Annotated in this window: 11 protein-coding genes; 7 read left to right on the forward strand and 4 right to left on the reverse strand. The window is 67.9% G+C overall.

Annotated features, from left to right (window positions below; genetic code table 11):
• Positions 1–70 precede the first annotated feature (70 nt).
• Positions 71–1,105 carry an Lrp/AsnC family transcriptional regulator gene (locus AC1DC5_RS04860; RefSeq protein ID WP_476864396.1) on the reverse strand — a complete coding sequence of 345 codons (1,035 nt, stop codon included), beginning with the start codon at positions 1,103–1,105 and terminating at the stop codon, positions 71–73.
• A gap of 138 nt (positions 1,106–1,243) precedes the next feature.
• Here AC1DC5_RS04860 and AC1DC5_RS04865 point away from each other — a divergent pair, with 138 nt between their 5' ends.
• Positions 1,244–2,479: a M20 metallopeptidase family protein gene (locus AC1DC5_RS04865; protein WP_476864397.1), complete on the forward strand. Its 1,236-nt coding sequence runs from the start codon at positions 1,244–1,246 to the stop codon at positions 2,477–2,479.
• Positions 2,480–2,501: 22 nt separating this feature from the next.
• On the forward strand, positions 2,502–3,788 hold the full coding sequence (locus tag AC1DC5_RS04870) for an MFS transporter (RefSeq protein ID WP_441404834.1): 1,287 nt from the start codon (positions 2,502–2,504) through the stop codon (positions 3,786–3,788).
• 117 nt (positions 3,789–3,905) lie between these two features.
• Here the strand turns inward: AC1DC5_RS04870 and AC1DC5_RS04875 are convergent, their stop codons facing one another.
• Positions 3,906–4,142 (reverse strand): hypothetical protein, encoded by a 237-nt coding sequence (locus AC1DC5_RS04875; RefSeq protein ID WP_476864398.1) that lies wholly within the window; start codon positions 4,140–4,142, stop codon positions 3,906–3,908.
• Positions 4,143–4,326: 184 nt separating this feature from the next.
• On the opposite strand from AC1DC5_RS04875, the gene AC1DC5_RS04880 reads away from it, so the two are divergent.
• Positions 4,327–6,993, forward strand: a complete 2,667-nt coding sequence (locus tag AC1DC5_RS04880; protein ID WP_476864399.1) for a PEP/pyruvate-binding domain-containing protein — start codon at positions 4,327–4,329, stop codon at positions 6,991–6,993.
• 40 nt (positions 6,994–7,033) lie between these two features.
• Here AC1DC5_RS04880 and AC1DC5_RS04885 read toward each other — a convergent pair whose 3' ends face one another.
• A complete protein-coding gene (locus tag AC1DC5_RS04885) occupies positions 7,034–7,819 on the reverse strand; it encodes a GNAT family N-acetyltransferase (RefSeq protein ID WP_476864400.1) in 786 nt (261 codons plus the stop codon).
• Positions 7,820–7,963: 144 nt separating this feature from the next.
• Between AC1DC5_RS04885 and AC1DC5_RS04890 the strand changes: the two genes are divergently transcribed.
• Genes AC1DC5_RS04890 through AC1DC5_RS04905 form a run of 4 tightly spaced genes read left to right on the forward strand, consistent with a single transcriptional unit; the run spans position 7,964 to position 11,479 of the window.
• Positions 7,964–9,130, forward strand: coding sequence for an efflux RND transporter periplasmic adaptor subunit (locus AC1DC5_RS04890; protein WP_476864401.1), 1,167 nt, complete (start codon positions 7,964–7,966; stop codon positions 9,128–9,130).
• 2 nt (positions 9,131–9,132) lie between these two features.
• Positions 9,133–9,840, forward strand: coding sequence for an ABC transporter ATP-binding protein (locus AC1DC5_RS04895; RefSeq protein WP_476864402.1), 708 nt, complete (start codon positions 9,133–9,135; stop codon positions 9,838–9,840).
• Complete coding sequence (locus AC1DC5_RS04900) at positions 9,837–11,033, forward strand: ABC transporter permease (RefSeq protein WP_476864403.1); 1,197 nt, start codon at positions 9,837–9,839, stop codon at positions 11,031–11,033. Before AC1DC5_RS04895 ends, AC1DC5_RS04900 begins: the two co-directional genes overlap by 4 nt.
• A 26-nt stretch (positions 11,034–11,059) precedes the next feature.
• Positions 11,060–11,479, forward strand: a complete 420-nt coding sequence (locus AC1DC5_RS04905; RefSeq protein ID WP_476864404.1) for a DUF1129 domain-containing protein — start codon at positions 11,060–11,062, stop codon at positions 11,477–11,479.
• A gap of 20 nt (positions 11,480–11,499) precedes the next feature.
• On the opposite strand, the gene AC1DC5_RS04910 is transcribed toward AC1DC5_RS04905, so the two are convergent.
• A complete protein-coding gene (locus AC1DC5_RS04910; RefSeq protein WP_476864405.1) occupies positions 11,500–12,546 on the reverse strand; it encodes an NAD(P)-dependent alcohol dehydrogenase in 1,047 nt (348 codons plus the stop codon).
• Positions 12,547–12,626 lie beyond the last annotated feature (80 nt).

Raw genomic sequence — 12,626 nt, forward strand, 5'->3', positions numbered from 1 at the left:
CGCCGGTGTCGGGCTGTGCCGCAGCGAAGTAACCGGGCAGGAGCGCAGCCGGCAGCGGGAACAGAAGTCCTCAGGCCGTCGGCGCCAGCTCGGCGGCGGGCACCACGACGGCGCCGGTGGCGGTGGAATCCGGGTTCAGCATCCATCCGACCCGCTTGGCGGAGTTGAGCACCACAACACTTTCCACGAGCTCGATGCCGGGGATCCGCAGCTGGAGTGCCTGTTCGGCGTTCATGACGTCCGCCAGGGAATGCAGCCACATCAGGATCACAAAGTTGGTGCGGCCGGTGGTGGAGGCAGTGAGCCGGATGTTGCGGAAGCTGCGCAGCTCGGCGGCGGCGGCCTCATGCCGGCCCGGTGGAACGTTGGCGAACCACTGGCAGGTCACCGGGTACCCCGAGTATTTCTGCGCCATTTCGCACCGGAACGAGAGGACCTGGCTGGCCAGGACCCGGTTCAGCTGGCGCTGGACCGTGGCCGGGCTGCGCCCCAGGGCACGGGCGATGTCAGCCGCCGCCGCGCGGCCGTCCCTGGCCAGGAACGGGATCAGGTCCAGGTGGCTCCGCGGCAGCGGCGGACCCTGGTTTCCTGCCGGTGCAGTGCCGGAGGCCTCGGGCCCGGCCAGCGCCTGAAGCGCGGCCATCTGCGCCTTGTCCAGGACGTTCAGCCGCCACGCGTAGCCGCCGGAGTGCAGCCGGGTGCACAGCGCCGTCTGGTACTTGGTGAGGCCGGGGATCTCCTTGAGCTGCTCGAGGACGACGTCGCTGAACTGGGCCAGGGTGGGCGTGATGACCGTCAGCATGAGGTCACGGTTGCTGGCGGCCTCCTCCACCGTGACCACTTCGGGGATCGCCGCCAGCGCTGCGGTTACGGCCGCCCGCGACTTCATCTCGCAGTCCACATCGACCAGCGCCAGGCACATCTGCTTCGGATCGCCGATCAGGTGGGCCGTGCTCCAGGCCGCGCCGGAGGCCTTCAGCCGCTCCCAGCGGGCCGCCAGGGTGGTCGCGTGGACGCCCAGGATGCCGGCGGCATCCGACCAGCTGATCCGCGGCGCAATCTGCAGTGCGTTGATCAGCTGCAGGTCTTCTTCACTGATCTCCACGGGACCTCCCCCCTCGATGAATGATTCCTGTACTTAGGATCCTACTTTTGCATTTTTCCAGCCATTCCCTCGCGTGTGACTCCAGTCACTTCACAATGGTTCGTAAGCACCTGCCAACCGTTCGGGAAGAGGGAACATATGTCGGTCACCGCCGATGCCAAGGAACTGCAAAGCCACATCACCCGGCTGCGCCACGAGTTGCACCAGGAACCCGAGATCGGCCTGAGCCTCCCGCGCACCCAGGAGAAAGTTCTCAAAGCCCTCGACGGCCTGCCGTACGAAATCACCCTCGGCGAGACCACGACGTCGGTCACCGCGGTTCTGCGCGGAGGCGCACCGCACGCGTCAGCCGACAAACCCGTCGTCCTGCTGCGCGCGGACATGGACGGCCTCCCCGTCCAGGAGCGCACCGGCGTCGACTTCACCTCGCGGCTGGACGGCGCCATGCACGCCTGCGGCCACGATCTCCACACGTCGATGCTGGCCGGAGCCGCCACCCTCCTGGCCGAACGCCGCGGGCAGCTGGCCGGCGACGTCGTCCTGATGTTCCAGCCGGGCGAGGAAGGCTACGACGGCGCCGGCCACATGATCCGCGAAGGCGTGCTGGACGCCGCGGGCCGGCGCGCGGACGCCGCCTACGGCATGCACGTGTTCTCCTCGCTGGAGCCGCACGGCCACTTCGCCACCAAGCCGGGCGTGATGCTGAGCGCCTCGGACGGGCTGTTCGTCACCATCCTGGGCGCCGGCGGCCACGGCTCCGCGCCGCACGCGGCGAAGGACCCCGTCACGGCGGCCGCCGAGATGGTGACCGCGCTGCAGGTCATGATCACGCGGCAGTTCAACATGTTTGACCCGGTCGTCCTGACCGTCGGTGTCCTGCAGGCGGGCACCACGCGCAACGTTATCCCCGAAACAGCGCGCATCGAGGCGACCGTCCGCACCTTCTCCCACGCCTCCCGCGAACGGATGATGGCCGCAGTTCCCACCCTCCTGAAGGGCATCGCCCACGCCCACGGCCTGGAGGTGGACGTCGAATACCGCGGGGAATACCCGCTCAGCATCACTGACGAAAACGAGACCCTCACCGCGGAAAGGACCATCCAGAACCTGTTCGGCGAGTCCCGGCTGACCCGTTGGGCCACCCCCCTCAGCGGATCCGAGGACTTCTCCCGGGTGATGGACGAGGTCCCCGGCACCTTCATCGGGCTCAGCGCCGTCGCCCCGGGAGCGGACCACACCGCCGCCGCGTTCAACCACTCCCCCTACGCAACGTTCGACGACGGCGTCCTCACCGACGGCGCGGCGCTCTACGCAGAGCTCGCCATTGCCCGGATCGCAGCCCTGGCCGGCACCCCCACATCCGCCGCTTCCTAGCCCTACTTCTTTCGGAGACATCATGACCACCATCGTTGACCCGCAGCTCGCCAGCCGGGCGGCCACGCGGAAGACCCTCCTCGGCACGGGCATTGGAAATGCCGTCGAATGGTACGACTGGGCCATCTACGCCACGTTCACGCCGTTCATCGCGAGCCAGCTGTTCAGCAAGGCGGATCCTGCCTCGGCGGTACTGGCAACGCTGGCGATCTTCGCCGTCGGGTTCGTGGCACGGCCGGTCGGCGGTTTCCTGTTCGGCTGGATCGGCGACCGGGTCGGCCGCAAGACCTCCATGACCCTGGCCGTCGGGCTCGCGTCGCTGGGCAGCCTCATGATCGGCGTCGCGCCGTCCTTCGCCAGCGTCGGGTTCTGGGCGTCGCTGATGCTCCTGGTGGCCCGGCTGATCCAGGGCCTGGCCCACGGCGGTGAGCTGCCGTCGTCGCAGACCTATCTTTCCGAGGTGGCCCCGAAGGAGAAGCGCGGCCTGTGGGCCACCCTGATCTACACCTCGGGCACGGTGGGAATCCTGGCCGGCACGCTGCTGGGCGCGGTCCTCAACATGACCCTGAGCGCCGAGGCCATGAATGACTGGGGCTGGCGTGTCCCGTTCCTGGTCGGTGCCGTCATGGGCCTCTACGCGCTGATCATGCGCTCCAAGCTGCACGAAACAGAGGCCTTCGAAGGCGAGACGGCCACCCAGAAGCGGGCCGCGATCTGGCCGCAGATCGTGAAGCACCGCAAGCAGGCGCTCCAGGTCATCGGGCTGACGGTGGGCCTCACGGTGATCTATTACATCTGGGGTGTTGTGGCCCCGAGCTACGCCGCGACCACGCTGAAGATCGACCGCGGCGAGGCGCTCTGGGCCAGCGTGGTCGCGAACATCGTGTTCATTGCCGCCCTGCCGTTCTGGGGCAAGCTGTCCGACCGGATCGGCCGCAAGAAGGTGCTCTGGGCCGGTGCGGCCGGAAGCGCCGTCATGCACTTCCCCATGACCTGGCTGCTGAAGGACTCGGCCTGGCAGCTGGCCGTGGCGATGTCCGTCATGCTGATCTTCATCGCCGCCAGCGCCGCGATCGTTCCTGCCGTCTACGCGGAACTGTTCCCCACGAGCATCCGGACGATCGGCGTCGGCGTCCCGTACTCCATCTGCGTGGCAGTCTTCGGCGGCACCGCCCCGTACCTGCAGACCTGGCTCGGGACCATCGGCCTTTCCAACCTGTTCAACGTGTACGCCGTGGTGTTGCTGCTCATCAGCGTGCTGTTCGTCTTCACCATCCCGGAGACGAAGGGCAAGGACCTGACGCACTAGGCGGGCCGAAAGGACGCGTCAGGAATAGTCCCTTAGACCCGAACTAAAGTGCCCCCTGCCTTTACAGGCAGGGGGCACTTTCGTGTGGGTTGACGTTGGAGAGTCCTTGCGCAGATTTCAGCGGGTGTCCGGGGTTTCACCGTTTCCGACGGCCTCAATCCAGTCGATCGCCTCGTCCGAGAAGTAGAAGCCCGAGGGCCCGTTTTCGCCCACCCACCAGGCGCCGGAACTGACCGATCCGCCAGCCTCCTCGATCTCACCGACGATCCCTGCCGGCACTGCGTCGCCGTTGTTGTCGATCAGCCATTCCCGCGTTGCGGGCTTCAGCTTCGGCCACCATTGCTCAATGCTCATGGCCGCAGTCTGCCATGGCGCGGCGGGTGCTGAAAGAGCCCGACGGCGGGACCTCAGCCTCAGCGCGGGTCGGGGCTGAGATCCGGCCGGCGCAGCTCTGGCCTCCCGCTTGCGGCGGTGCCACTATGTTGCGCATCAGGCTCAATCAAATCGCTGGGCTTCCGGGCAGGGAGGGCGCACAGTCATGACCTACACCAACAACTTCGGTGATGTGGGACCAGGCGACACCGCACTGGTCGGCGGCAAGGGCGTCGGACTGGGCGGCCTCGTTCAGGCCGGGCTGCCGGTCCCGCCGGGATTCGTGCTGAACACCTCGGCCTATGCGGATTTTGTGGACGCCAACAACCTCGGCGAACGGATCAATGAGCTGGCCGCGCTGCCGCTGCAGGCGGGGCCAGAGGACTACGAGGATGCCTCCCGGCGGATCCTTGCCCTGTTCACTGCCGGCACCATGCCGGCCGGGATCGCAGCGGAACTCGGCGCCGCCTACGGGCTTATCGGCACGGGTGATACGGCCGTGGCGGTGCGCTCTTCCGCCACGGCCGAGGACCTTCCATCGGCCAGTTTCGCCGGGCAGCAGGAAACCTACCTGAACGTCGTCGGGATGGAGGCTCTCGCCGGGGCCGTCAGGGACTGCTGGGCCTCCCTGTGGACGGCGCGCGCCATGGCCTACCGGGCCCGTGAAGGCATCGGACGGGACACGGTGCGCCTCGCGGTGGTGGTCCAGCGGATGATCGAGGCCGAGTCCGCCGGGGTGATGTTCACCGCCAATCCGGCCAACGGGCGCCGCGACCAGCTCGTGATCAGTGCCGCGTGGGGCCTGGGCGAGGCGGTGGTCAGCGGAAGCGTCACCACCGACGACGTCGTGGTCGACGCTGGGACGGGCCGTGTGCTGTCGCGCCGGACCGCGGACAAGGACGTCATGACTGTCTATGCGGACCACGGCACGCGGGAGCAGCCGGTGCCGGCGGGCCGCCGTCGTCAGCCCGTCCTGGATGACCAGGCAGCGGCCGGGCTGGCCGGCTATGGATCACGGATCGGGGATCATTTCGGGGTGCCGCAGGACATCGAGTGGGCCCGGGCCGGCGGGGAGTTCTTTATCCTGCAGTCAAGGCCCGTCACTGCCCTGCCAGAACCGGCGGCTGACACCCCGGATGCCTGGCCTGTGCCCTACCCGAAAGGACTCTACTTCCGGGCGAGCATCGTGGAACAGATGCCTGACCCGCTCTCGCCCTTGTTCGCCGACCTCATTGACGGCTCGGTGTCCCGGTCGCTGCGGGCCCTGATGTCCGCGGCCGTCGGCACGGATGTCATCCGCGGGGACGACGTCGGGCTGCCCACCATCAACGGCTACGCCTATTACTACTACCGCAACGCGGCGATGTGGCGGGTCATGGGCAAGTCGCTGGCTGCGGTACGAGCGCTGGTCCGCGGCCAGTCGCACATGGGCGTGGGCGGCTGGCGGGAATTTTCGCATCCACGCTACGAAAGGGCGATCAACGAATGGTCGGCGAAGCCGGTCCGGGAGCTCTCCGGAGCGGAACTGTTTGAGGGCGTGCTCACGCTGCTGGACGCCGGCACCGTCTACTACACGGCCGTGCAGTCGGTCATTCCGATCGCCGCAACCAGCGAAATCTCTTTCCGGACGTATTACGGGAAGTTCGTGCGGCGTGAGGGAGATCCCTCCGCCGAGACGTTTCTCCTGGGCTATGACAGCGAACCCATCCGGGCCGAGAAATCGCTGTACGACCTCGCCGCCTGGGCCCGGGGCGTTCCGGGGCTGGCGCAGGCAATTCTCGCGGAAAGCACAGCCGCCCTTGTGGAGTCGCAGCGCACCGGGCTCGCCCCCGCCGGGATGGATCCGGCCCTCTGGCAGGAGTGGGATCCCCGCTTCCAGGGCCACCTCAACCGGTTCGGCCACGCGGTCTACAACCTGGACTTCGCCAGCCCGGTGCCGGCCGATGACCCCTTGCAGCTGCTGGAGACAGTGAAGTTCTACTTGCGGGGGCAGGGCGTCGACCCGCACGAGCGGCAGCGGCTGTCAGCCGCGCGCCGGGAGAATCAAACCAGTCAGATGATCACCCGGCTGGGGCCACGCCGCCGGGCCGCGTTCCTGCGGCTGCTCCGGTGGGCACAGCGCGCCGCCCCGATCCGCGAGGATGCCCTCGCCGACGTCGGCCTGGCGTGGCCGCTACTCCGGCGGATGCTGCTCGAACTAGGACAACGGCTGGTTGACTCCGGAGTCATCGCAGAGCCCGCCGACGTGTTCTGGCTGCGCCACCAGGAGCTGCGCAGCGCCGTCGAGTTTGGCCTCGCCGGGCCGGGCGCACCGGCGGCCGTAGCCATCACCGGAGCAGACAGCCCCGTCCGCGCCCACGCCGTCGAGGAACGCAAGATGCTGTGGCGGGGCCAGGCGAAGGCCGCCGCCCCGCAACTTCTCCCGGAGAGCCCGTGGATGGAACGGGTCTTCGGGTCAATGATGCCGGCAGCCTCGCAGGGAGCGCCCGGCGACGTCATCAAAGGCGCCGGTGCCAGCTCGGGCCAGGTCAGCGCCCCGGCCCGCGTCCTGAGAGGACCCGAGGATTTCGCCAGCATGGTGCCCGGCGATGTGCTGGTGGCCCGCATCACCACTCCTGCTTGGACCCCGCTTTTCGCAATGGCCTCGGGCGTCGTTACCGACGTCGGCGGCCCGTTGAGCCACAGCTCCATCGTGGCCCGCGAGTACGGCATCCCGGCCGTGCTCGGTACCGGCGTTGCCACCCAGCGGATAGCGAGCGGCTGGCAGATCCGCGTTGACGGCGACGCCGGCACCGTCACGATCGAGCACCCGGGCGCCTCGCAGGATCAGTGAAACGCGGGAACCGCCAACGGCTGCGCCGAGCCTCCGGACCTCAGCGGCGCCAGCAATACGGCGTCGTCGTTGAGACCCGGAGCAGGCCGTAGCGTTCCAGGATCGGCCGTGAATATTCCGTTGAATCGCTGTGGATGAGCTTCTTGCCCATAGTCAGCGCGGCCTTGGCCCGTGCCGCGGTGACGGCGCGGTAGATCCCCAGGCCGCGCCACGCCTCGAGGGTGGCCCCGCCCCAGATGCCCGCGAAGTCCGTCCCTGGAACCGGTTCAAGCCGTCCCGCGCTGACGATTTTTCCCTCGTGTTCGGCGACCCACAGTTCCATTCCGTCGTCGAGGCCCGCGCGGCGCAGGATTGCCTCGGCGTTGCCGTCAGAGACGGGGCTGCCAAAGACCTCGTCCTGCATGGCGCTCATGGCCCGGATGTCCGGCTCTTCGGTCACTCGTCGCAGGCTCACGCCGTCGGGCAGGTCCACGTCCGCACACAACGCATTGGCCGGCCCGACCATCACGGACTCGGCCTCTTCCGGGGAGGATCCGTTCTCGAGCAGCGCCTCATGGAGTCCGGGCGCAGCATCGTGGCCGCGCGTCTTCCACTCAACCCGCACCATGGCAGGGTCCTCACGGAAGAACGCCGCGGTTTCGGCCACCCAGCCCGCAATCGTTGCCGCACCGGCGCCGTCCAGGCTTTGGTAAGTCACAAAACCCCGGCCGCCGGCGAAGGTCACCAGACGCAACGGGCCAAGGCGTTCGACGGCGACCGCGCTGGGGGTCTCCGCGTCCGTCCGCAACTGCTGGTCGTATGCCGTGAGAAGTTCTGAAATATTCACCGGCCCCACGGTACAACCTCGGTTCAGCCCGCCCGCCCCCGCGCCGACAGCGCAACCTCCCCAGCCGGAAACCGCTCAGCCACTAGGGTGTGAATTGCATCTCTCGCAGAGAGGTTCTGTGGGGAGTTACCGAACGGGGCAGAGATGAGAATTTTCAGGCGCGTCGTTATGCCCTTGGCATGGCTGGCCGTGTTCGCCGTCATAGCCGTGGCGCTGGTCAAGATCGCGTTTGTCGACGGGATGAAGCCGGGACAAATGCTGAACGGGCCGTCGGCGGAGGTCGCCATACCGGTGGTTCAGGCCGCCCGAGCGACCGTAACCAATTCAGTCCAGATCAAGGCAACCGTGCAAAGCGATGCTGCCGTGGGCGTCCGCAATACAACCGCCGGCGTGGTGACGCACTTGTTTGTCGCAGCGGGAGACAAAGTGACCTCCGGTGATCGTCTCTACCAGGTCCGCACTGAGGTCGCGGCCGAATCAACAGCCCAGGACACCAGCAGCCTCGCGACGGCGGCCGGCCAGCCCGATGCAGCCGGTACCCGGCAGCAGCTGAGCCGAACCGGGCCTGCCTACACCTACGCCGACGTCCTCGCTCCGGCGTCGGGCCTGCTGGAGAGCCTCACTGTGCTGCTCAAACAGCAGGTCGGAGTGGGCGAAACCGCGGGAGCCGTCAACCCGGGGACCTTCACCGTGAGCGGATCCGTCGACGCGGCCCAGCAGTACCGCCTGCTGGCCAAACCAAGCTCGGCGGAGATCGCCGTCGTCGGCGGTCCCGCCCCCTTCTCCTGCCCCACGGTCACGTTGACGGGCGCAGCCAGCGGCGTGCCAGGGGGCGCGGGCGGTGCGTCCGGCGGGGTGAGCCGCTCGGTGCCGTACGCTGCCGCCATCCCGGGCGGCGGCAGCATGCCCGAGCAGGGCGGCGCGCCGACCGGCACCATCAGCTGCGCCGTTCCGTCCGGCGTCGAGGTATTCGCCGGGCTGGGCGCGACGATGACGGTCACTGCCGGCCAGGCCACCGACGTCGTCACGGTGCCGCTCACTTCGGTGCGGGGCAGTGTGAAGGAAGGTTCAGTGTGGCTCGCTCCCGCCGGCACCTTCCCGGACTCCGCCGCGGGCTCCCCGGCAGGATCCCCGGCCGGGCCGCAGGGTGGAGAACCAGAAGAGCGGAAGGTGCAGCTGGGCCTCAACGACGGCTCGATGGTGGAGATCGTCTCGGGCCTCGCCGAAGGTGAGGCCGTGCTTGAGTTCATTCCCGGCGCGCCCGCCCAGCCGCAGCCCGGGCAGCAGTTCGCCGGCATCGCAGGCGGGTAACCATGGAGGAACTGGTGTCCCTCGCGGGTGTAACGCGGACCGTCCGCCTACCCGACGATCAAGAACTGCACATTCTCCGGGGTGTGGACCTGGCCGTCCACGCCGGTGACCACACCGCGGTGATCGGTCGGTCCGGGTGCGGGAAGTCCACCCTCCTGAACCTCCTCGGGCTGCTGGACCTGCCCACCAGCGGAGAACTTCGTTTCCAGGGGACCCCTGTGGAGCGGCTCCGCGGCAACGAACGGGCCGTACTTCGCGGGTCCTCGGTGGGGTTCGTGTTCCAGCAGTTCAACCTCCTGCCGGGCCGGAGCGCGCTGGAAAACGTGATCACTCCCCTGCTGTACGCCAGGGGATCCCAGTTCTGGCGGCGCAGGGAACTGGCCATGGAGATGCTGGACCGTGTGGGCCTGGCAGAGCGCGCCGACACACTGCCGAACATGCTCTCCGGCGGCGAACAGCAAAGGGTCGCGATAGCGCGGGCGCTCGTGCGCCGGCCCCGGCTGATCCTGGCGGACGAACCCACCGGGGCGCTCGACGTCGACACCGGCCAGGCCGTCATGGCGCTGCTCGATACCGTGGCAACCGAATCGGGAGCCGCGCTCATCACCATCACGCACGACGCTAACGTCGCAGCCCTTGCCCGGGCGTGCTACCGGCTGGAAGCAGGCGTGCTCACCCCCGCCGAGATCCCGGCGGGGGTGCCCGCGTGACCGGGGTCGTGTCCGCCCTGGTGGAGGCGTGGCAGGAACTCCGCATCAACAAGACACGCATTCTCCTGGCCCTCGTGGGAGTGGCACTGTCGGTCGCGGCCCTCACGTCGGTCGTCGGCGTCGGCGACCTCGCGCGGGAGGGGTTCAAGGCAGATTCGGAGCGGAATGGCGGCCGTTCGGCGACCCTCGCCATCGGGGTTTACGGCCCCAGCCAACCCGATCCGGAAAAACTGGAGGGCGCATACCGCGGCATCATCGAGCGGTACGGAATAACGAATTACTCGCACTCGGCATCGGCGACACAGTCCTTCCAGTTTCCCCGGGGCGTCCAGCCCGTGCAGCTCCAGGTGGTCGATCCGGGCTACGGCGTCATTCACCGGGTCGACGTAAGCCAGGGGGGCTGGTTCGCGGCGAACGACGAGGAACGGCTCGCACCCGCGCTGGTCGTGACAGAGAGCTTCTACAACGCCGCCGGACGGCCAAACCTGGCCACCAGTCCCAAAGTCACAATGGCCGGAGACCTGAAGACAACGGCTGTGATCATCGGCGTCGTGCCGGATCCCTATCCTGAGAACCCGCCGTCGGCGTTTATGCTGACGGGCGCTGCCGAGCGGTCGGGGGTCACCACCGGCGGGGCGGCAGGACCCGGGCAGCAGTTCAAGATCTGGGTCCAGGACGAACAGGCCGCCTCACTAAAGGCAGCCATCGCCTCGGACCTGGAGCAGCAGTTCCCCGGCATGCAGTCCATGGTGGACCGCTCGGACTACGCCAGCTACGGGGATCCTTTTGCCCCGGCCCAGCTGGTCGTCGGCGGCGTGGCCGGCCTCGTTTTGCTCCTGGGGGCTGTCGGAATGCTGAACATTTCCATGGTCACCGTGCGGTACCGGGTCCGGGAAATCGGAATCCGGCGAAGCTTTGGGGCCACGTCCCGGCGCATCTTCCTGGGCGTCATGATGGAGTCCGTCGTGGCAACGGCGGTGGCCGGGGTGGTAGGCGTCATGATCGCCGTCGCGGTGGTCAAGAACCCTTGGATCGAATCCAAAATCGCGCCGAGCCTGACGGACTATCCGCCATTCCCGGTCGACGCGGCCCTGCTCGGTCTGGGCGCGGCAGTTCTTGTCGGCGCATTGGCCGGGGCCATCCCCGCCGTCGTGGCGGTCCGCGTCAAGGTCATCGATGCAATCCGCTTCTAGCAAGGTAACGGGAAGGAACCCCCAGCATGACTGAGACGCCGGCAGCAGAATACGCGGAGGAACTGACGGAGATTCTGGAACTGCGGGATGTGCCGGCCGCGGCGGTAACGCGGATCGTGCGGGACGTCCAAAGCCGCATCGCCGAATCCGGTGAGGACCCTACGGCGGCGTTCGGAACACCCAGCGAGTACGCCGACAACTTCGCGCCGAAGTCGCGGATGGCCCGGTTTTGGGCTCTGGTCATTGCCGCGGTGGTTCTGGCCTCGGGCGGAACACTCGTGCTGATCTCCGGAGTCTTCGGGCTGCAGTCCCCCGCCTACGAACTGTGGGGCCTGCAGCCATGGGCACGCATTGCGATTGGCGCTCTGGGAATCGCGTCGTTCATGGCCTTGGTCCTGGCCGAGGGGGTGCGCTTTCGGCGGCGCGCCTCGGGCCGGGACGTCTGAACGGGCAGAGCCCATCGCGATCATGAGGCGGCTTCGCCGCTAAAAACCGTGATGGCGATCTTTCCGCGCACGTGTCCGGCTTCGAGGTGGCGCATGGCGTCCTGCACCTCCCCGAGTGTGTACGTCCTGTCGATGCTCGGCGTCACGGCACCGGATTCGAGGAGGGGCGTGAGCCGCTCGAGGTCGCTGGCGCGTTCCTTGGAAGCGAGCATGGCCAGGCGCTGACGCACGACCAGGGACACGAGGGGAGCCCGCAGGCTCCGGCCAAAGCCCCCTGTCCACTTGCCGCCTTCCTCGCCTCCGACAACGACGGCCGTCCCGGTGGGAGTAAGGGCCCGGCGCAGCCGGGAAAGCTTCGGGTTGCCGCCGATGTCGAGGATCACGTCGTAACGACGCGAACCGTCGGCGAAATCATCCGCAGCGTAGTCCAGGACATGGTCCGCTCCGAGGGACCGCACCAGGTCGACCTTTCCGGCACTGCTCACGCCGGTGACCTCCGCGCCGAGGGACTTGGCCAGCTGCACGGCGTAGGTTCCGACGCCGCCTGACGCGCCCAGGACCAGCACTTTCTGGCCGCGCTCCACCCGCCCGGCGTCGAGGGCCTGGAGGGCGGTGCCCGCCGAGATCGGCACCACGGCCGCCTGTTCGAATGACAGGTTGGAGGGCTTGTGGGCCAGTTTGTCCTCCAGTGCGGCGGCATACTCGGCAAACGACCCCCGGGACATCCCGTACACCTGGTCTCCCGCGGCGAACCGGGACACGGCGGAACCGACCGCGACGACGGTGCCGGCGACGTCGAGTCCAGGCACGCTGTTCTTCGGCCTGCGGAACCCGAATCCGAGGACGCGCATGAGGTAGGGGCGGCCGGTCATCACGTGCCACGTTCCGCGGTCCATGCCCGCCGCGTGCACGCGGATCAGCACTTCATTCTCTGCGATGCGCGGCCGCTCAGTCCGGCCGGAACGCAGCACGTCGGCGGCACCGTAGGCGTCCTGCACGATGGCTTTCATGGTGTCGTCAGCGGGAGCCTGGTTGTCAGCGGCCGTCGCACTGATGTGGTTTGTCATCTCGGGACCTTTCCAAAGAGGTTTTCGTACTTAGTACGGTTAATGTATCGTACTAAGTACGTACGGTCTATGGCCTTAAG

The sequence above is a fragment of the Arthrobacter sp. 10L424 genome (assembly GCF_056395325.1).